General features: G+C 63.0%; 18 protein-coding genes and 1 pseudogene. 13 read left to right on the forward strand and 6 right to left on the reverse strand.

Going from position 1 to position 20,107, the window contains the following annotated elements; all coding sequences use genetic code 11:
- The first annotated feature begins 95 nt into the window (after positions 1-95).
- The 4 genes from CQ13_RS11135 to CQ13_RS11150 all read left to right on the forward strand — a co-directional run bounded on the left by CQ13_RS11135 (position 96) and on the right by CQ13_RS11150 (position 3,931).
- The gene (locus CQ13_RS11135) at positions 96-539 is read left to right on the forward strand and encodes a MarR family winged helix-turn-helix transcriptional regulator (RefSeq protein ID WP_197427305.1); all 444 of its coding nucleotides are present in this window, start codon (positions 96-98) and stop codon (positions 537-539) included.
- Positions 529-1,497, forward strand: a complete 969-nt coding sequence (locus tag CQ13_RS11140; protein WP_057842947.1) for a Bug family tripartite tricarboxylate transporter substrate binding protein — start codon at positions 529-531, stop codon at positions 1,495-1,497. Before CQ13_RS11135 ends, CQ13_RS11140 begins: the two co-directional genes overlap by 11 nt.
- A gap of 41 nt (positions 1,498-1,538) precedes the next feature.
- Positions 1,539-2,582 carry a methyltransferase gene (locus CQ13_RS11145; protein ID WP_057842948.1) on the forward strand — a complete coding sequence of 348 codons (1,044 nt, stop codon included), beginning with the start codon at positions 1,539-1,541 and terminating at the stop codon, positions 2,580-2,582.
- A 140-nt stretch (positions 2,583-2,722) separates the two neighbouring features.
- Positions 2,723-3,931 (forward strand): DUF1236 domain-containing protein, encoded by a 1,209-nt coding sequence (locus CQ13_RS11150; RefSeq protein ID WP_057842949.1) that lies wholly within the window; start codon positions 2,723-2,725, stop codon positions 3,929-3,931.
- A 141-nt stretch (positions 3,932-4,072) separates the two neighbouring features.
- Here the strand turns inward: CQ13_RS11150 and CQ13_RS11155 are convergent, their stop codons facing one another.
- Entirely contained in the window at positions 4,073-5,665 is a 1,593-nt protein-coding gene (locus CQ13_RS11155) for a gamma-glutamyltransferase family protein (protein ID WP_057842950.1), read from the reverse strand.
- Positions 5,666-5,869: 204 nt separating this feature from the next.
- On the opposite strand from CQ13_RS11155, the gene CQ13_RS44350 reads away from it, so the two are divergent.
- The 3 genes from CQ13_RS44350 to CQ13_RS11165 all read left to right on the forward strand — a co-directional run bounded on the left by CQ13_RS44350 (position 5,870) and on the right by CQ13_RS11165 (position 8,655).
- Positions 5,870-6,106 carry a hypothetical protein gene (locus CQ13_RS44350; protein ID WP_197427306.1) on the forward strand — a complete coding sequence of 79 codons (237 nt, stop codon included), beginning with the start codon at positions 5,870-5,872 and terminating at the stop codon, positions 6,104-6,106.
- On the forward strand, positions 6,049-6,600 hold the full coding sequence (locus CQ13_RS11160) for a gamma-glutamylcyclotransferase (protein ID WP_197427307.1): 552 nt from the start codon (positions 6,049-6,051) through the stop codon (positions 6,598-6,600). Before CQ13_RS44350 ends, CQ13_RS11160 begins: the two co-directional genes overlap by 58 nt.
- Positions 6,601-6,768: 168 nt before the next feature.
- Positions 6,769-8,655, forward strand: coding sequence for a flavin-containing monooxygenase (locus CQ13_RS11165; protein ID WP_245309133.1), 1,887 nt, complete (start codon positions 6,769-6,771; stop codon positions 8,653-8,655).
- Positions 8,656-8,667: 12 nt separating this feature from the next.
- On the opposite strand, the pseudogene CQ13_RS11170 reads toward CQ13_RS11165, so the two are convergent.
- Positions 8,668-9,318: pseudogene (locus CQ13_RS11170) on the reverse strand (phytanoyl-CoA dioxygenase family protein); the annotation flags it as partial.
- 107 nt (positions 9,319-9,425) lie between these two features.
- The gene (locus tag CQ13_RS11175; protein ID WP_057842953.1) at positions 9,426-9,926 is read right to left on the reverse strand and encodes an L-2-amino-thiazoline-4-carboxylic acid hydrolase; all 501 of its coding nucleotides are present in this window, start codon (positions 9,924-9,926) and stop codon (positions 9,426-9,428) included.
- Between the two features lie 147 nt (positions 9,927-10,073).
- On the opposite strand from CQ13_RS11175, the gene CQ13_RS11180 reads away from it, so the two are divergent.
- The gene (locus CQ13_RS11180; RefSeq protein WP_057842954.1) at positions 10,074-10,463 is read left to right on the forward strand and encodes a TfoX/Sxy family protein; all 390 of its coding nucleotides are present in this window, start codon (positions 10,074-10,076) and stop codon (positions 10,461-10,463) included.
- A gap of 54 nt (positions 10,464-10,517) precedes the next feature.
- Here the strand turns inward: CQ13_RS11180 and CQ13_RS11185 are convergent, their stop codons facing one another.
- Complete coding sequence (locus CQ13_RS11185; protein ID WP_057842955.1) at positions 10,518-13,196, reverse strand: flavin-containing monooxygenase; 2,679 nt, start codon at positions 13,194-13,196, stop codon at positions 10,518-10,520.
- 462 nt (positions 13,197-13,658) lie between these two features.
- Between CQ13_RS11185 and CQ13_RS11190 the strand changes: the two genes are divergently transcribed.
- The 4 genes from CQ13_RS11190 (at position 13,659) to CQ13_RS11200 (ending at position 16,694) form a co-directional block, all read left to right on the forward strand.
- Positions 13,659-14,120: a hypothetical protein gene (locus CQ13_RS11190; protein ID WP_082637417.1), complete on the forward strand. Its 462-nt coding sequence runs from the start codon at positions 13,659-13,661 to the stop codon at positions 14,118-14,120.
- Positions 14,113-15,345: an HlyD family secretion protein gene (locus tag CQ13_RS11195; RefSeq protein WP_057842956.1), complete on the forward strand. Its 1,233-nt coding sequence runs from the start codon at positions 14,113-14,115 to the stop codon at positions 15,343-15,345. Before CQ13_RS11190 ends, CQ13_RS11195 begins: the two co-directional genes overlap by 8 nt.
- A gap of 126 nt (positions 15,346-15,471) precedes the next feature.
- Positions 15,472-15,906 (forward strand): DUF992 domain-containing protein, encoded by a 435-nt coding sequence (locus tag CQ13_RS47085; RefSeq protein ID WP_082637418.1) that lies wholly within the window; start codon positions 15,472-15,474, stop codon positions 15,904-15,906.
- A gap of 38 nt (positions 15,907-15,944) precedes the next feature.
- Complete coding sequence (locus CQ13_RS11200) at positions 15,945-16,694, forward strand: carbonic anhydrase family protein (RefSeq protein WP_057842957.1); 750 nt, start codon at positions 15,945-15,947, stop codon at positions 16,692-16,694.
- A gap of 65 nt (positions 16,695-16,759) precedes the next feature.
- Here the strand turns inward: CQ13_RS11200 and CQ13_RS11205 are convergent, their stop codons facing one another.
- Positions 16,760-17,704, reverse strand: coding sequence for a LysR family transcriptional regulator (locus CQ13_RS11205; protein WP_057842958.1), 945 nt, complete (start codon positions 17,702-17,704; stop codon positions 16,760-16,762).
- Between the two features lie 227 nt (positions 17,705-17,931).
- Here CQ13_RS11205 and CQ13_RS11210 point away from each other — a divergent pair, with 227 nt between their 5' ends.
- On the forward strand, positions 17,932-18,909 hold the full coding sequence (locus tag CQ13_RS11210) for a Bug family tripartite tricarboxylate transporter substrate binding protein (RefSeq protein ID WP_057842959.1): 978 nt from the start codon (positions 17,932-17,934) through the stop codon (positions 18,907-18,909).
- Between the two features lie 5 nt (positions 18,910-18,914).
- Here the strand turns inward: CQ13_RS11210 and CQ13_RS11215 are convergent, their stop codons facing one another.
- The gene (locus tag CQ13_RS11215) at positions 18,915-20,105 is read right to left on the reverse strand and encodes an ABC transporter permease (protein WP_057842960.1); all 1,191 of its coding nucleotides are present in this window, start codon (positions 20,103-20,105) and stop codon (positions 18,915-18,917) included.
- Positions 20,106-20,107 lie beyond the last annotated feature (2 nt).

Raw genomic sequence — 20,107 nt, forward strand, 5'->3', positions numbered from 1 at the left:
ACGAGCCTGCACCGCTGATCCTCGGGCGTGGCGGCGTTCCACTCCGCCGCATTTTGGCGCCGCTGGTGCGACGGCTCCAGCAAATCTGCCAGAGCATGATCGCCGAGGCGCTGGAGGACGCAGGCTTGGTGCAGCTTGAGTTTGCCTTGCTGGCATTTGTCGATGACGTGCCCGGCATCAGCCAGCAAACGCTGTCAGAAGCGCTGGGAATCGATCGAAACAACGTCAGCCTCATCGCCGACAAGCTTGAAGCGCGCGGCCTTCTGATGCGGACGGTTAACAGCGCCGATCGCCGGGCTCGCGAACTCCAACTGACGCCCGAGGGCCGGAAACTGCGGCGCATGTGTATTCCGCGGGTTCGCCAGGCCAACGATCGAATTTTGACGTCGCTGAAGGCCGGCGAGAGGGAACTCTTTCTCGACATGCTGGTGCGCGTGGTGGAAGCCAATCGAGTGCACGCACGCCCCGGGGGCGGACGGCGCAAGCGCGGATCGGTCAAATCTCCACAGAAAAAAGGGAGGCCAAGCCATGCTACGTAGAGTACTCTTCAATCTGATCTTCCTGTTTGCGACGGCAATCGTCTGCACCTCGGAGCCGGTTCGCGCCGAACCCTGGCCGCAACGCGCCGTCAAAATCATTCTGCCGCTTCCTGCCGGCGGCGGCACTGATGTGGCGGCGCGGCTCTTCGCCGAGGAGCTTTCTCGACGGTGGGGACAGCCCGTGGTCGTCGACAACCGTCCCGGTGCTGATGGCATTGTGGGCGTCACAAGTTTCGTCAATGCCAATGATGACCATACGTTGCTGTTTTCATTCGCAGGGCCGATCTCGATCAATCCGTTGATCCACGACAAACTGCCTTACGACCCGGTTCGCGATCTGGTGCCGATCGCGGCCGCGGTCGACAATTTCTTCGGAATTGCGGTGTCGACGTCGAGCGGGGTGCAGATGATGGATTCGTTCATCACGGCGGCGCGGGCTTCTCCCGAGCGATTTAACTGGGCCGCAACCGCGGGTCTGCCGCAATATATCTTTCTAGCGCTCCAGAAGAAGAACGGACTGACGCTAACGCAAGTGCCTTATCGTGATTTTGCGCCGGCCGTGCAGGATCTCGCCGAAAATCGGATTCAGGTGTTGGTGACGACGCCGTCCTTCATGCTGCCGGCGGTCGCAAGCGGCAAAGCAAGATTGCTTATGGTCACTAATCGGCAACGCTCGCCGCTCGCCTTGGATGTGCCGACTGCGGAAGAAGCTGGATTTCCGGAGCTGACCTTCGAGGGCATCGTGGGCTTCTTCGGTGGGCGCAATTTGAAGGCTGCGGTTCGCGATAAGATTGCCGACGAAGTCGCTGCCGTGGGCAGAAATTCGGAAATCAGTTCGCGTCTGCGGGCGGCTGGCGTTGAGGTCCGCATCTTGATGCCCGCGGACTTCGCCAGTGCCATTGAAGAGCAGCGCACGAAGGTGCGCAAGATCGTGTCGAGCGACAAGCCAGCCCGCTGATCGTGTGGCGATTGCCGGAAGCGAATCGAGGAGGTCGAGCGATGTCCGTACCAGAAAGCAGTTCAGGTGCCACGCCGTCGACAACTTTGTGGCCGCTGATCACCGGCTACATGCCGGCGCGCGTGGTTCATGTGGCGGCTGAGCTTGGCATCGCCGACCTGATTGCGACTGAGGCGAAGACCGCCGACGCTCTGGCGCGAGAAACCAATACGGCACCGGCCCCGCTTCGCCGGCTGCTGCGCGCCTTGGCCAGCATCGGTCTGGTCGAGGAACTGGAATCCGGACACTTCGCGTTGGCGGCTGCGGGAAGCCAGCTTCGGTCGGATGTGCCCGGCTCGATGCGAAACGTCGCCTTGATGTTCGGCGGCGAGCGTGCCTGGAAATCCTGGGGCGAGCTCCTTCACAGCGTGAGAACCGGCGAATCCGGCACGCGTCGCGTCTACGGCGTAGGCACTTTCGAATATCTGGCCGCCAATCCGGACGAGGCCGTCATCTTCAATACGGCGATGGCCGAAAATACCAGGCGGGTTACTGAGCTACTGGTTTCGACGTACGATTTTTCTCAGTTCCAGAACATCGTCGATATCGGTGGCGGCAACGGCACCTTGATGGCTGCGATCCTCGCTGCCAACCCGGCCGCCCGCGGCGCAGTGTTCGATTTGCCCAGCGGAATTGCGCAAGCGCCGCAGTACCTTGCCGATGCCGGCGTTGCCGCGCGATGTGAAACTATCGCCGGTGATTTTTTCCGCTCGGTGCCCGAGGCCTCCGACGCTTATATTTTGAAGTACGTCGTCCACGATTGGGACGATGCGCAAAGTGTGGCGATTCTGAGCAACTGCCGCAAGGCCATGCATCAGACGAGCAAGGTGCTGCTGATCGAGCGCGTCATGCCGGAGAGGGTGGTGGCAACGCCGATACATCAGCGAATAGCGATGGCCGACATGAACATGCTAGCGATGCCCGGCGGGCAGGAGCGCACTGAACAGGAATATCGGACATTGCTTGAAACTGCCGGCCTCTCGCTGGAGCGGACCACTCCGATGCCCGGCTCGGAAATCTGCGTGATCGAGGCGAAGCGCGGGTAAGAGACGGACCCGATGGGGCTGTAGTGGTGGACGGCCGCGCCAGTCCGCGATCAGCCAACGGAGGCATTACTCACCCTGGATGGAACCTTCCATGCCCGGGGAACGTTCGCTTGCGCAGGGTCCGATTGCAGGAGGTCAAGATGCGCAAGCAGCTATTGTTATCGACTGGAGTTATCTGCCTGATGCTGGCACCGGGGCTGTCGCATGGTCAGGCCCCGGGCGGAAGAAGTGAGGAACCGAAGCAGATGCAGCCGAGCGATCGTGGCAAGGGTGCTGCATCGCAAGAGCGCGGCGCCGAGCGGGCGCAGGAACGCGCCAAGGGTGCTGAGCAGAAGGCTCAAGGTCCGGCGGGTCGTGAGGAAAGAGGAGCCGGCCCTCGGCAGACGGAGGAAAGGAGCAAGGCGGCACCCGCGTCCGAGCGTCCCGCGGCTGCTAGCGATGAGAGCAAACGTGGCCGCGGAGATGACGCGAAGAGAGCCACGGAGCAAACCAAGGGCGCCCGCCCGGGTGATCGGGAGGCCGACCGCGGTCGGGATGCCAGGGAGAGCGCTAAGGACAGTGCCAAAGACAGAACCAAGGGCACTGCCGAGTCCGAGAGGACTAAGAGCGGAACAACGACGTCCCAAAAGGAGCGCGAGGGCACAACCACCACGCAGAAGGAGCCGAGCCGCGATCAACGGGACAGAACCTCGAAGGATGCGGCTGAGCAGGGCAAGGAGACCGACCGGCCGGGCACCGCGACTGACACCACGCGGACACAGACCCAGACCACCCAGACGCAAGACCGCCAGCAGATCTCGACCGAGAAGCAGGTACGCATCTCCGAGACGCTAACCCGCGAGCGTCTTGCGCCGCCCCAGCGCAATCTCAACATCTCGATCCGGGTAGGCGAGCGGATCCCGCGGCACGTGCGCGTGCAGCGGCTGCCGGCGGCGATCGTCTCGATCGAGCCGCGGTACCGCGGTTATGACTACTTCACGACCGAGGAGGAAATCGTGATCGTTGAACCCGGCACGCAACGGATCGTAAGCCAGATCCCGCGCGACGCGTCGCGCATTCGCGCAGCGGGCGGCGAGACAGCCGGTGGTGGACGTGGGGCTGACGCGATGGCCCAGGCCGGCGGAGCGCCTTGCCGTATCATGCGCCGGGATACCGCGGGCAATGTTACCGAAGTCTCGCCCACAACAGTTGGTTCGACCGCGCCGCAAGATTCGATCAGCGTAACCGTTCGTGCGCCGGGCGGTGCAGGGTCGACGAACCCGATTGCATTGGGTGCGTCCGATGGACAGATCGTTGTCGCCATGCAAGGCGGCGATTGCACCGTGACGATCGAGCCGCTGACGCGGTAGGCGCGTGGGTCCGGCCTCGCAAGAGGCCGCCACATCAGGATGTCGATAAGGGTAATGGAAAGTGCGGCATCTGATTGCCGCACTGTTCTCGTTCAGCGGCATCTCACCTTTTGCAGCGTCGCTCCCTGATGACGTGCGGCTTCACCCCTCCGCCACTGCCTCGCTCCAGGCGTGGAACGGCTCGGTCGCGCCGCTGTTGGTTTCGCCGTCGCGCAGCACCACGCTGGGGCACGCGAACTTCATCGGCAGGTTCTGGATGCACGCCTCCTCGTAATCGAAACGCGAGCCCAGCGCTTCGCTCGCGGCCTGCGGCAGGCGGACGTCGCCGATCACGATCGCGCCTTCGCTGGCGTCGATGCGCGGCTGATGGATTGCGGCATCGAGATCCATGCCGTAATCCATCACGAAGGACAGAAGCTGGCTTACCGCCGGCAGAATCCGCCGGCCGCCCGAAGCGCCGACCGCGACGCGCCTTCCGTCCGCCGCCTGCGCCAGCACGGGCGTGTAGTTGGTAAGGCACCGCTTGCCCGGCGCCAGCGAATTCGGCGTGCCCGGGGTCGGGTCGAACCACATGATGCCGTTGTTCATGGTGATGCCGGTCTGGTTCGTCACGAATTTGGAGCCGAAGGTGGACAGCAAGGTTTGCGTTACCGCGGCCATGTTGCCGTCTCGGTCGACGGCGGAAAAATGCGTGGTGCAGGCCGGCGCCAGCGCTTCGGCGCCGAGCGCGCGCCTGCCGTCTTCATCGCCCATGTCCTTGAGGCGTTCGCGATACGCTTTTTGCAGCGCCGATGCATAGGCGATGTAGGCCGCAGCGTCCGGTCCGCTGCGCGCAGGCTCGAGATTTTCCTGCAGCAGACGAAGCGTGCGCGCCAGCGTCGGCCCGGCCGTGAGTTCGGGCGTCGCGAACACCTCGCCGCCGCGATAGGGGATTGCCAGCGGCTCGCGCACAACGCTGCGAAATGGCTTGAGATCCTCGGCCGACAGCGCGCCGCCGGCGGCCTGAATGTCGGCGGCGAGGCTCTGTGCCAGATCGCCCTCGTAGAAGTCGCGCGGGCCGGCGCTGGCAAGCTGCGCCATCGTGGCCTTGAGGCGGTCCTGCGGCATGCGGACCTTGGACCTGATGCCCCATTGCGGGTTGGGCGGCAGGCCGTCCTGGAGATAGGCGGCGGCGCTCGCGGGGTAACGCCGCAAGTCTGCTGCCGCGCTCGAAATCATCACCGTGGTCCACCAGTCGACCGCAAGCCCTTCGCCGGCGAGCGAGATGCTCGGCGCCAGCAACTCCTTCCACGGCAGTTTGGCGTAGCGGCGGTGTGCCTCTTCCATGCCGGCGACGACGCCGGGCACGGCGATCGAGCCGGGGCCGTGAATGTTGCGGTCGTCCTTTACCCGCGGCCAGGGGAAGATGTCAGAAGCCGCTCCACCGCCGGTCAGCGGATAATCTTCCACCCGCAGGCTGAGCGGCGCCCGCATGCCGTAGTCGATCACCTCATAACGGTGTTCGCGCGCCCGGTAGAGCACCATCGCGCCGCCGCCGCCGACCCCGCTCATCCAGGGCTCCAGAACGCCAAGCGCAAACGTTGTCGCGATCACGGCATCGATGCAGTCGCCGCCCGCGGCCAGCACCTCGACCCCCACTTGCGCCGCCCTGCTTGATTGCGCAGCGACGATGCCGCCTCTGGAGGTGACGGCTGGCTTGCGTATCGCTTGGGTATTGGAGAACTGGTCGCGCATCGGATTGCCTTTGATTCCCTGTAACGTGTGTGGTTGCCGGTCGGGCAGAAGATCTCGTTGTCGTCATTACACCCTAAAAATCTCAGGCCAGCTATGACAGAATAACATGCTGGGAATTCGCATCGCCCGTCTTCGTGTTGGCGTCTTGCCTCCGACAATGGCACATTGCGAACGATGGCCGTATCCACAAAGGAGCATACTGGCTTGACCGCCGACGCATTTATTCATCTGCCGGAGCTGCGGGCCCGGGTAACGCACCCGGAAAAATCACTGCTGCGCCTGACGCCAAAGATGTTCTCGATGTGGGAGCAGCGGGCGCGGGCCGCGGGATGGCCGGCAGGCTGGCGGCTGTCGGACGAAGCGATCGAGGCGTCGCGGTTGCGGTGCTCGGCGATCACCCTGATGGCGATGACCTCTGGATCTACTCCTACGGTTCGCTGATGTGGGACCCCGGCTTTCACTTTGCCGAAGTCCGGCTCGCCGACGTCGAAAACTATCAGCGCCGCTTCACGCTGAAGATCAATCTCGGCCGGGGATCGCACGACCATCCGGCGCTGATGCTCTCACTGGAGCCGCAGTTCGGATGTTGCCGCGGGCTGGCGTTCCGCATTGCGGCCGATTCCGTCCATGCCGAGACCGCGATCCTGTGGCGCCGCGAAATGCTGCGCGGCGGCTATGCGCCGGCGATGGTGCCGATGACGACGCCGCAGGGACCAATCACCGCACTCGCCTTCACCTCCAACCGCTCGCACCCGAGTTATGTCGGCGAACTGCCGCTCGCCGAGACCGCCGCGATGATCGCGAGCGGGAAGGGCGTTCTCGGTACCAACCGCGAATACCTCGTGCAACTGGCGACGCAGTTGCAGGCGTTGGAGATCGAGGATCCGTATGTCGCGCAGTTGCATGCGCAGATACACGGCGCTCCCGGTGCTTGAGGCGGTCACCTCACGGCGGCCTGCCGCGTCTATTTAGGCTGATTTTGCCGCGCAATTTGGCATCCTGACGCAAGTGCAGGACGCGGATAGTTGGCATCATCAGAGCCGCCGCGCGGAGACGATCGACGCAGGAATAATTCGCAGAAACAACTAATGGAGAGGGCGCGCATGACTGGGGAGATCAAGTCGCACTACGAGGTCGTTGTCGTCGGCGCGGGCGTGTCGGGCATTTACCAGATCAAGCGGCTGGCCGATCTCGACGTGGATGCCCTCGTGCTCGATGCCGCCCCCGATCTCGGGGGAACCTGGTACTGGAACCGCTATCCCGGCGCGCGCTTCGATTCCGAGAGCTACACCTACGGCTATTCCTTCTCGAAAGAGCTGCTCAACGAGTGGCACTGGCAGGAGCGGTTCTCGAGCCAGCCGGAGAATCTTCGCTATCTCAACTACGTCGCCGACAAGTTCGATTTGCGCAAATACATGCGGTTCAACCGCAAGGTGGAAGCGGCGGCCTTCGACGAGGGCAGTCATCTGTGGCGGGTCCGGCTCGACGACGGGCGTGAATTGAGCTGCCGATTCCTCATTCTTGCGGTCGGGTTGCTCTCGATACCGACGCTGCCGCGACTTGAGGGCATGGAGACATTCAAGGGGCGTTCGTTCCATACCTTCTATTGGCCGCACGAGCCGGTTGAACTCTCCGGCAAGAAAATCGGCATCATCGGCACCGGCGCCACAGCGATCCAGGTGATCGGCGAGATCGCCGACAAGGTCGGCGAACTCACGGTGTTTCAGCGGCGTCCGAACTGGAGCGCGCCGCTGAATAACAGCCCGATCTCGGACGAGGAAATGGCCGACATCCGTTCGCGCTACGATGAAATCTTTGCCGCCTGCAAGCGCACGCCCGGCGGCTTCGAGCACGAGCCGGACCGGCGCGGCTTCTATGAAGCCACCCGCGAGGAGCGGATCGCGCTGTGGGACAAGCTCTATGACGAGCCCGGCTTCGGGATCTGGCTCAGCAATTTTCGCGAGATTTTTACCGACGAGGCCGCCAATGCCGAGTTTTCCGCTTACGTCGCCGATCGCATCCGAAGGCGCGTGAAGGACCCGGTGACCGCGGAAAAGCTGACCCCGAAAGATCACGGTTTTGGCGTGCAGCGGGTGCCGCTGGAGACCAACTATCTAGAGGCCTACAACCGCAACAATGTGCATCTCGTCGACATCAGCGAGACGCCGATTCTGCGGGTCACCGAAACGGGCCTGCGCACCAACGCGCGCGATTACGAGCTCGATATCATCGTCTACTCCACCGGGTTCGATGCCATCACCGGCGCATTCGATGCGATCGACATCACGGGTGCCGCCGGAGTGAAGCTCGCCGACGAATGGCGCGACGGACCCTCGACCTTTCTCGGCATGATGGTCCACGGCTTTCCGAACTTGCTGATGCCGACCGGCCCGCAAAGCGGCTCAGCCTCGACGAATTTTCCGCGCGGCATCGAGAACGGCGTCGGCTGGTGCATGGGCCTGCTCGGCTACATCTGGGACCGCGGCTACACGCGGGCCGAACCGACGGCGGAAGCGCAGGCGCGCTGGACCGCGCACGTGACCAAGATGTACGCCATCATGCTGATGCGCAAAGCCAAGTCGTGGTTCACCGGCTACAATTCCAATATCCCCGGCCACGAGCACGGCAAGACGCGGTATCTCGTCTATAATGGCGGCACGCCGAATATGTCGCGGCGATCACCGACGTTGCCGAGAAGGGATATGACGGAATCGTATTCGATGCGAAGGGGCAGGCTGCGACGAGGGCATCGGCCGCCGCGGAGTAAGATGCGCGTCGCTCGCGCCTTCGCAAGCATCACGTCACTGTGTCCGCAGCAGGCGCCTGGGATGAACGCCGTCGACATAGCCCATGAACGGCGGATGGATCGAATAGCCGATCAGCTCGCGTGCGCGCTCGGGCAGTTTGCTCGCCATCTCGGCCGGGACGGCGAGTGCCATGTTTTCGAGTTGCCGCACCCAGCCCACGCAATATTGCGGCGTGATGATTAGGCGCGGCCGGTTCGACCGGTTAGCGCCGCCACGGTGCCATAGCGTTCCCTTGGTGATGGCCAGCGATCCGGATGGCATGATCAGCTTCACGGCGTCAGGCCTGTCGCCTTCCTCCTGACCGGCTTCGTTGGTGAAATGAGCTGGCTTCACCGCGCCCTCGATATATTGCCCGTCCCACAGATGGCTTCCGGGAATGATTTCGGTGGCGCCATTTTGCTCGGTCGTATCGTCGATCGCCCAGAACGTGCTGATGCCAAGGGCAGGGCGGGGGCGCGGAATCTTCACGCCGCTGTCGTCGAAATGCCAGGGCTGGACGGTCTCGCCGGGATGGAGATTGATCGCGAGCAGAGCAGACAGCAGGCAGCTCTCGCCGAGTTCGGCTTCCACAAAGGCCATAGCGAGCGGATGGATCGCCAGCTCGGCGAAGACAGGCGCTTTCGCCAGCAGTGCATACACCCGGTTGGTTTTGGTGCCTTCGAAATCGTTGCGGCCGAACAGATCGCGCGCCAGATGCGGCGCCAGCGCCGCGCGGATTTCGGCGACGCGGTCGGGTGCAAGAACGCGTTCGAAGATCAGGTAACCGCTGCGGTCGAACTCTTGCTTTAAGAAGGCGAATGAGCGTTCTCCGAGCCAGGGCAAAACCTGCTCCGCTGTCGCTGCCATCGGCGCTCTCCCTCGTGTGCCCGGCCAAGCCAAGATTTTTGCGATATATCATACGCAACTACGGGCGTTTTTCACGAGATTTCTGCGGCGTGAACGGTGGCACCAAATCAAGGCCGCGGTGCGAATGCGTAGCGGAACGTGCAGCTCGGCGCGCCCTGCATCAGGGTCTGGTCGCGCCTCAGGCTGACCTCGCTACCGCCGGCGGCAACGATATCGAAATCGGTGGCGCAGACCAGCAGCGCACCAAGTTCCGGCTCGCCGAGCGCGCGGAAGAATTCCGCGAATCGGCAATGCGTGACGTCGAATTCCAGCGCCGCCTCGTCGTGGCGGCGCATCTCGACCGTTACTTCCCGCTCGGTGACTTCGGCAAGCGCGCTATGCATGGTCGCCCATTTGCGCCGCGCGCTGCCCTCGACGCTCTCGCCGATGGCCGCGAATAGCGACTTCGACCAGTTGCGCAAGGCTTGTCTCGCAATCGCGTCAGCCTTTTCCTGGCCCAGTTCCGCGCGTAGCGCCCGCAGCATCGGCACCAGCACCTGCGCCTGGATCCGCGTTTTGTCCAACAGCGATAGGCGAGGATCGACCATATAATCGTCGAGTACGTTCATCGCAGGGTCCTTTCGAATCCGATCTCCAGGGAGATATTGCGAGCGTCAAGGCGAGCGCAACCGAGATAAACTGAACGATTGACTTAGAAAATCTGATGCATGACCCTTGCGGGGAACGTCGGGGCGATTGCAGGAAGTGGCCGCGGAGTGACTGTCAGCGAAAGCTATGCCGAGTTTCTGCGCGAGCAGTTCGCGCCGCTTGGCCATCTCACCATGCGGCCTATGTTCGGCGCGACCGGTGTGTTCTGCGACGGGCTGATGTTCGCCGTGGTGACGGAGAACACGCTTTACTTCCGGATCGATGATCAGAACCGGGAGATGTTCAGAGAGGCCGAGGCGTTTCCACCGCTCAGTTATGTGAAGAAGGGCCAGACCATCGACCTCGCGTTCTGGCGCGCGCCGGAACGGCTGTTCGACGAACCCGATGAGCTTGCCGCCTGGGCGCGCGCTGCGCTGGCGGCGGCACACCGGGTTGCGGCGAAGAGGCCCGCGCCAAAGCAACGCAAAGCGCCAAGGCCGCGCAAACGCCCGTCGTAAGCGGCTCAAATCTTTTGGCCGCTCGGATGAAGCCGAGCGGCCGTTGCCTCGCGCTTATCCCGCAGCCGCGTTGACCGCGATCGCCGAAGCGCTTTCGCCGCTCTCTTCCAACTTTCGCGGCAACCCCGCAAAGCTGCGCAACGCTTCCGCCATCCTGGCACGTCCGCTGACGCCGGTGATCACCACGTCCACCATCATCAGGGACGAGTGGATGTTGCCACGCGCCTGCAGTTGCTCGACCGGCACACCTGCGGCCGCCATCGCCTCGGCATATTCGATCCCCTCGTCACGCAGCGGATCGAACTCGCAGGTCGCCACGAACGCCGGCGGCAGGTTCGCCAGATTGCCGCGCAGCGGCGAGGCGCGCGGGTCGGTGCGGTCAGCGGGCGAACAATAGATATCCCAGAACCAGAACATCAGCGCGCGCGTCAGGAAATAGCCGACCGCGTTGTCGGTGTAGGACGGACGGTCGAACCTGCAATCGGTGGCCGGGCACACCAGGAGCTGGCCTGCAATCTCTGGTCCGCCGCGGTCGCGTGCGAGCTGGCAGGTGACGGCGGCGATATTGGCGCCGGCGCTCCAGCCCGCGACCAGCACCGGTCCCGCTCTGCCGCCGAGTTCGGTGGCATGCTCGGCGATCCAGCGCGTTGCCGCATAGCCATCCTCGGCCGCGGCGGGGAAGCGATGCTCGGGCGCATGGCGATAGCCGACGCTGACGACGATCATCCCGCTGCGGCGGCAGATGTCGCGGCAGAACGGATCGTCGGATTGCTCATCGCCCAACACCCAGCCGCCGCCGTGAAAATAGACCACGATCGGATGCGGCCCGGGCGTGGCCGGCCGATAGAGACGGTAGGGCAGCAGACCATCGGCGCCGTGCAGCACGCCGTCGCCGACCTCGCCGACCGGCCGCCCGGCAGGCCGTCCCTTGTTGAACTCGGTGAGGAAGTCGCGCGCGCCCTGGGCGCCGAGCGACTCGATCGCCGGCAGGTTCATCTCCGCCAGCATGCCCAGCACCAGCCGCACGTCCGGCTGCAGCCGTACGACCTGGCCGTCATTGCATTGCTCCGAAACGTTCGGGCCGGTCAGCTTGAAGCCGAGCATGCCGCGGGCGACAACCTCGTTGCAGATGCTGCGATAGGGGCCGACGCCGCCGGTATAGGGCATCACGCCCTGCGCCTTGCCGGGAACGTTGGCGCCCGTGTACCAGGTGTTGGCGAGCCGATGCAGCGTCAGTGTCGAGCAGTCGGCCATGTGCTGCGCCCAGCCGGCCTGCGCCGTCTCGGTCGCGTCGATGGTCGTGAAGCCGGCCTCGCGCAGCGACGCCAGCCGGTCGACCACCCAGTCGACATGCTGCTCGATCGAGACCGCCATGTTCGACAGCACCGACGGGCTGCCCGGGCCCGTGACCAGGAACAGATTGGGGAAGCCTGAGACCGTGAGCCCGAGATAGGTCTGCGGACCGTTGGCCCAAACATCGGACAGCGATTTGCCATCGCGGCCTGTGATCGGATGAACCGCCTTGATGGCGCCGGTCATGGCGTCAAAACCCGTGGCGAACACGATCATATCGACATCGAACGTGCGCTTGTCGGTCGTGATGCCCGAGGCCGTAATCGATGTGATCGGCTCCTGCCGCAGGTTGACCAGCGTGACGTTGGGGCGGTTGAACGTAGCGTAGTAGTTGGTATCGAGGCAGGGACGCTTGGCACCGAACGGATGGTCGCGCGGGGTCAATGCCTCGGCCGTCTCGGGGTCCTTGACGATCTCGCGGATTTTCTCGCGGATCAGGTCGGCGAGCAGCGCATTGCCGTCGACGTCGACGCCCTGGTCGGCCCAGAGCTGGGTCAGGATGTGGACGAGATCGCCGGCGGCCCAGGCCTGCTCGAAGCGCTCGCGGCGCTCGGCATCGCTCAACTGCCAGCTCACCGCCATCTGCTGCGGATAGGGGACGCCCGCGAGCGACCACCGCGCCTGCTCGCGATAGCCGGCGCGGTCGCCCTGCAGCAGCGCGAGGCGGTCCGCCGGCGCAGGGCCGTTGTGGGCGGGAAGGGCGAAATTCGGCGTGCGCTGGAAAACGGTGAGATGCGCGGCCTGCTCGGCGAACAGCGGGATCGACTGGATGCCCGATGATCCCGTGCCGATGACGGCGATGCGCTTGCCGGCGAGCTTGACCTCTTCGTGCGGCCAGCGGCCGGTGAAATAGACCTCGCCCTTAAAATCCTTGACGCCGTCGATCTCCGGCGGCTTGGGCGCAGAGAGGCAGCCGGTCGCCATGATGTAATAGTGACAGGAAATATCAGCGCCATTGCTGGTCGTGAGCCGCCAGCGTTCGGCCGCCTCATCCCAATGCGCTGCTGTAACCTTGGTGCCAAAGCGGATGTCGCGCCGCAATTCATATCGATCGGCGACGAAACCGAGATAGCGCAGGATCTCGGGTTGCGTTGCGTATTTCTCCGACCATTGCCATGCACTCTCCAGCTCGGGATCGAAGGTGTAGCTGTAGTCGATGGTCTGGATGTCGCAGCGTGCGCCGGGGTAGCGGTTCCAGTACCAGGTGCCGCCGACGTCGCCGGCCTCTTCGATCACGACCGCCGTGAAACCCGTCTTGCGCAAGCGATGCAGGAGATAGAGGCCGGCAAACCCGGCGCCGACGACCGCGACATCGACCTGTTGTGTCGTATCGCTGTTCGTCGCTTCAGAAGAACGTGCTGCGACCGCTGCGTCTGGCATGCCACTCCTCCCGTATGTTTTATGGTTTGGAGGCTACTGCTGCGTGTTCAGTTTGTCATCAGGACATATGCAATCATTGGATGTTGATTGCAGATGCGCGTGGAAGAGGCTTCGGTCCGCGACTTTGCAACTGCTTTGTTTGAAGCAACGACTTATCCGTGACGCATGTGGCCATGCGCTTGCGTCGTCCATCCGCGCGGCCGCCGCCGAGGGGCAAATCGCTGTGCATTGTCTCACCCGCAATGCAGCATGGAAAGGGCGGTGTTCACTGTATTGCACCGGCATTAATCCTTTAGCTGCTATCTGAAGCGACGTGGCGACGACGAAATGCACCGGCGATCCTGCCTGGCGGCTGATGAAGCCGCACTGCGTGTTTCTGCCTCCCTCCCTCGAATAAGTTGTGCTATAATAAATTGCACTATTAGGATTGGTTCGACGACAGCGCTTGAGGGGGAGAGTGGCGTGAGCGAGTCAATTCATCCAAGCGCGCCCCATCATCTGCCGGGCTTCATCACTGCTCCGGGTGATACCGACATCCTCATGGTGGTGGTCGGCTTCATTCTGATCGGCGCCGTCCTGATGGTCGGCAATCTCTATCTGCGCTTACATTCGTTGCCGGAGCGAATGGCGCACAAGTCGCAAAAGCTACAATTCGAAATCGTGGCAGTGCTCGGCTTGCTCGCGCTCTTTACGCATAACCACCTCTTTTGGGTGGTCGGGCTATTGCTTGCCATGATTGATTTGCCCGATTTCGGCACGCCGCTTCGCCGGATCGCGGGATCGGTCGAGAAAATCGCGGGCGCTCCATCCGGCGGCGAAGTACCCGAGGTCGCCGACGAAGGCCGCACTCACGCGGATGCTGCTGAGGGATCGGACACGACGAAACCCCGCGCTGCCAAAAGCGAGGTGCCCAGCCATGCTTGAGCTCCTTCTCTGCTCTTTGGTGACTATCGTTCCCGACTATCTTTATCGCCGCTACAGGCAGGGAAAGCGCCTCGGTAAGGAGATCACGTTCTATTCGGTGTGGTTCGAACTGAGGTGGGGAATCGTCACCTGCCTCATGCTGACGGTGGGGCTGATTACGGTCATTTTCTATTTTCACCCGTCCACCTCTACGGCGACCCTGTTCTTCAGGACTGTCCCGATCGTTCCGGAGACGATCGGCCGGGTGTCGGAAGTTCGCGCTGAATTCAGCGCTCCCGTCAAAAAGGGTGAAGTGATCTTCAAGCTCGACAGCTCAAAGCAGGAAGCCGCAATGGAGACGGCGCGGCGGAGGATCGCTGAGGTCGATGCCGCTTTGCTGGCGGCTCAGGCGGATATTCTCAAGGCGGACGCACAGATCCAGGAGGCGAAGAGCGCCTATCAGCAGGCATCGGATGAACTGGACGTCAAGCGCGAACTCCAGAAGCGCAATCCTGGCATTGTCCCCCAGCGTGACATCGAAAAGCTGGAGGTGCTGCTCGCGGGCCGTCAAAGCGCGGTTGATGCCGCGACGGCTTCGAAACAATCGGCGATGACCAACGTGAGTGCTCTTCTACCCGCGCAGAAGGCGAGCGCGGAGGCGGCGCTGGCCGAAGCGCAGGTGGAACTTGACAAGACCTACATCCGTGCGGGTGTCGCGGGGCGCGTGGAGCAGTTCACGCTGCGCGTGGGAGACATCGTTAATCCGATGATGCGGTCTGCCGGCATTCTCATTCCCGAGGGTGCGGGACAACGGGTGCTTTCGGCGGGGTTTGGACAAATCGAAGCGCAGGTCATGAAGGTCGGGATGGTCGCCGAGGCCACGTGCATTTCAAAGCCCTGGACGATTATTCCGATGGTGGTAACGGGTGTGCAAGATTATATCGCGGCGGGGCAGTTCAGGGGCGGCGAGCAACTGGTCGACGCGCAGCAGGTGAGGGCCCCGGGCACTATCACAACGTTTCTGGAGCCCATCTATCAAGGCGGGCTCGACGGCGTCACGCCTGGAAGCAGTTGCATCGTCAACGCCTATACCAGCAACCATGACCGGATTGCTTCGAACGAGACGGGCGCATTCAAGCGGTTCACACTGCACGGCGTAGATGCGGTAGGACTTGTGCACGCGATGCTCTTGCGCATACAAGCCTTGCTGCTTCCCGTGAAAACGCTGGTATTGAGCGGACACTGAGAGCTAACCAAACGGGAGGATTGGAGCCTGCGGTTCTAGGTGAAGGCGACTGGTTTCCGGTTGGCAACACCGCTAGTCGCTCAGCTCCAATCCCCCACAACCCCGGTTCGTATTGGGGGCGCTGCGATGAAACACGCATGGTTGCTGCCCATAGCCATTCTTGTTTGTTTCGCCGTGACACCGGCCGTCGCAGAAACCGTGGTGAAAGCCGGACTGCTCACCTGCAAGATGCAGGCGCCCGTTGGATCACAGCGGCATATGCGATGTCGTTTCGAGCATGACGATCATGGACCGCCCCACATATATTCAGGCACGGCCAACGGCTCTGGTCTTGAGGCCGGAACGAGGGGGGACTCGATGGGATGGGTGGTGTTTGCGCCGACCACCTCGCTGCCACGTGGCTCGCTGAGAGGAAGTTACGTCCGAGCCGACGGAGATTCTGCAGTTGAACTAGGTAATGGAGCAAAGCTGATCGGTGTTTCGCAACGGAGGATATCGCTGCAACCGATTGCTTCCGAGCGACAGGTCGCTCTGGAGATTGGCAGGCTTGAATTGCGGTAGGCTATTGTGTCGAAGCGTTTGTGGGTGGGAGATAGCATATGCGCCAGAAGCACGGACATCCTCGGGACTGCAACTGCTTAGATCGCCGGAATTTTCTCAAGTTAGGAGGTGGCGCAAGCACTCTGGGTCTAGCCGGTGCTGGCGGCGGCTTCGTGGCTCCGGCTTATGCCGACGCGCTGACCAAGGCGCAGCGGGATAAAATGACGCCCGATCAAATCATCCAGGTCATGAAGAATGGAAACCAGCGCTTTCGCAGAGGCGAGAGGAAGGAGCGCAACTACCTTCGTGAACAGAAGGCAAGCGCCTCGGGACAATATCCTGCCGCGGCGTTGCTGACCTGTATCGATTCCCGTGCACCAGCCGAGGTGATCATGGATCTCGGAATCGGCGACATCTTCAACTGCCGCGTCGCCGGCAACGTCGAAAACGCCGATATTCTCGGCAGCCTCGAGTTTGCCTGCAAACTTGCCGGCGCGAAGGTTGTGCTCGTAATGGGTCACACCGCGTGCGGTGCGATCAAGGGCGCGATCGACAATGCCGAGTTGGGCAACCTGACCGGATTGCTGGGCAAGATCAAACCGGCAGTCGAAGCGACGAAATACGCGGGTGAGCGATCCGCGAAGAACTACGACTTCGTCAACGCTGTCGCGCGAACGAACGTCGAGATGACAGTCGCAAACATTCGGAAAGGCAGTCCGGTGCTTGCCGAGCTGGAAGCCAAAGACAGCATCGACATTGCAGGGGCTATGTACAATCTCGAAACCGGCGCGGTGGAGTTCTTGGCCTGAAGCTCGTCGCGCTTTGCGTAAATCGAGACGCCGCGCCGCGCCGAATTGTTGGACGGCGCCCTTTGCTAGGTAGTCTTCTGCCGCCCGTCCGCGCGGCGGCGCTCGATCCCGACGGCCGTCCAGTTTGGGCTGAAATCCAGCGTGAAGTCGCGAAAACTCTCCACGGCCGGCGAGAGCGATGCGCTGTGTCGTACGAACATCGCGATCTTCCATTTGACGGCCGGCTGCAGCAGCGGCAGGAACGTCAGTCCGAAGCCGCGCACCAGCGGGCCCGCCATCGAGGGGCAGATCACGGCGCCCCGTCTCACCTGCAGCATCGATAGCGCGGTATTCACCCGGTGCACCGGCACCAATTCCCTGGGCTGATGCCGCGGCGGCACATTGCTCAATACATTGATGGCAATGTTCGGCATGTAGTTGAGCAGCGGTCGGTCGCGGAGATCCTTCCAACTGACCGACTTTCCTGTCGTCAGCGGGTCATCGCTGCGCAACGCCACCCAGAGCGGGTCGGCGCAAATCTCGTGTACTTCCACCGATTGATCCGGAATGACGCCGGCCGGCCCGAAGCCGATGTCGGTAGAGCCGTTCTGCAGGCCGGCCAGCACCTCCTGGATCGGCACGTCGTCGAAGCGGACGTCCACGCCGGGATGGCTGTTGTTGTACTCGGCGATCAGCTCCGGCAGCAGCGTGCAGGATAGTGTTTCGGGGGCAGCTACACGCACCAGCCCGCGGCGGAGCTCCTTGAGGTTCGTGAGATTTTCGAGCGCCTCGTCCAGGTTCGAGAGCACGCGCCGCGCCATCGGCGCGAAGGTCTCGCCGACCGCGGACGCAGACACCTTGCGGGTGGTGCGGTCCAGGAGGCGGACGCCGACGCGGCTCTCGAGCTCCTTGATCAACCCTGAGAGCGCCGCTTGCGACAAGTGCATGGCCTTGGCGGCCTCCGAGAAGCTCGCAGCCTCCAGCACGGCCACGTACGCGCGCAACTGCCGCAAGGTCACTTCCATTGCCATGTCGCGCCTCCCACTTCGCCGTTCCTGAATTCATAGGCCAAGCTTATCAATCGGTCAAAAAATACGCATTGTTCGATAGAAGGCGGGTATCTATCGTTACGGCCTCGATCAAGAAGGGCCCGGCGATCCAGCAATGCGATCGCGCCAAAGCGGCTCGATCAAAATGGGACGGACACGCCGGGCTGCGCCGCTATTGCAGGCGGCCCTCTTAAGCCCAAGGGGCATTCATGACAGTCACACGTCGAACTCTGCTGGGGACCATCGCCGCCGCCTTCGCCGCAGGGCCGGGCTTGCCTGCGTTCGCCGAGGGCGACTGGCCATCGCGGCTGGTGCGGTTGGTGTCGCCCTACGGGGCCGGCGGGGCCAACGACATCTCGCTGCGTATTCTGGCCGAGCAGATCGGGCGCAGCCTGGGGCAACAGTTCATCGTTGAGAACAAGCCAGGCGCGGGCACGCGCATCGCCAACGAACTGGTCGCGCGCGCGGCACCGGACGGATACACCTTCCTCTATGCCGCCGCGCCATATGCCACCGCCGAGGCGCTGTTCGGAAAACTGAAATACGAGCGCAAGGACCTGCGGCCGGTGGCGATGGCCGTCATGGCGCCGATCTTTCTGATCGTCAACGCCAAGGCTGCCTTCAAGAACCTGCAGGAGCTGATCGCCCATGGCAAGGCGCAGCCCGACGGCCTGACCTTCGCCTCGCCGGGCGCGGGCTCTCAGCCGCATCTGGCGGCCGAGTTGCTGCTGAAGGACGCCGGCGTCAAGGGTCTCAACGTGCAGTACCGCGGCGATGCGATGGCCTATACGGAGTTGCTCGCCGGTCGTGTCGACGCCACGTTGACTGCGATCAGCACGGCGTTACCGCATATCCGGAGCGGCGATTTTCGCGTGCTGGGCGTGGCTTCCGCCGAGCGCAGCGCGATCTATCCTGCGGCTCCAACCTTGCGCGAGCAGGGTTATCCCAACGTGGTCGCGTCTGGATGGTTCGGCTTCATGGCGCCATCGGCCACACCGCAGCCGATCGTCGAGCGGATGCAGGAAGAGATCAATCGCGCGCTCGCCGACCCCGAGGTGAAACAGAAGCTGCTGGCCCAGGGGCTGGAAGCCCGCGCCGGCACGGCCGCCGAATTCGGCAAGTTCATCGACGATGAGACGCGCAAATGGGGCGAGGTGATCCGCGCCGCCGGCCTCAAGGGAGAGTAGGGCACTCAGTTCGCGTACAGGCCTTCGACGATCGGCAATCGCGCGGCGCGTAGCGCTGGAAACAGCCCGCCGATCAGGCCCACGATCAGTGCGAGCATCACGCCCTCGGCAATCAGCCACGGGCTCAGCTTGAAGTCGAACACTACCTGGGTGAAGTTGCCGCCAAGCGTCGAGGCCGTGACGCCATCGAAAATCAGATAGGTGGCGGCGGCCCCTAACAGCCCGCCGATCGCGGCAAGCAACAGCGATTCGGCCAGTGTTCCAACAAAGGCCGGGAAGCCGCCGAAGCCGATGGCGCGTAGCGTTGCGATTTCCGTCGCGCGGGCGGCGACCGACGAATACATGGTGTTGAGCGCTCCGGCGACAGCTCCGAGCGCCATCGCGATCGCCAGCGGCCAGCCGAGTTTCTGAATCAGGTCGGACGTTTGCGAGGCCTGTTCGGCAAAGTAACTCGCTTCGGATTTGACATCGAGCTTCAGCCGCGGATCGTTGTCGCTGTAGCTTTTGAGCTCATTCAGTGCGGCCGGTCCGGTGAGCCGCGCGCGCACGATCTGGACTATGTTGTTGCGGTTGAACAGGCTCTGGACCACGGAAAGATCGGCCCAGATCTCGGATTCGAACACGCTGCCGCCGGCCTCGAACACGCCGACGACCGTCCAGCGCGTGGCGCCGAACGATACCGTGGAGCCGAGGTCTAGTCCTTCAAATTCCCGCAGCAATGCCTTGCCGACCACCACCTCGTTGCTGCCGCGATTGAACATGCGGCCTGCGGTGATGCGAACATCCTTGCGCAACTCGGAGCCCTGTTCGCCGATCCCGCGCAGCGGCAGATTGGCCTTGGTCTTGGTCGTGCGCTTGATGCCGTCGACGACAAGATAGAGTTCCGGCGAGATAAGCGGCTTGCCGTCGCTGCCGCGCGCGATGCCGGGTCCATCCTCGATCAACCGCACCTGATCGCGGCTCACGGTGCTGTTGATCTCGGCCTGCGAGCCGGCCCGCAGCACGATGGCAATGTCGTCGGCGCCGGATCCCGCAATGGTGCGCTGGAAGCCGTTGGCCATCGCCAGGAATGCGAGCAGCACGATCACCACCAGTGCGATCGCGATCACCGTCGAGAGCGAGAGCCAGCGGCGCTGCGAGATGCTCTTGAGATTGATGGCGGTGACCGCCGCCACTTGAAGCCAAAGCGAACGCATGT

The organism is Bradyrhizobium retamae, from assembly GCF_001440415.1.
GTDB lineage: Bacteria > Pseudomonadota > Alphaproteobacteria > Rhizobiales > Xanthobacteraceae > Bradyrhizobium > Bradyrhizobium retamae.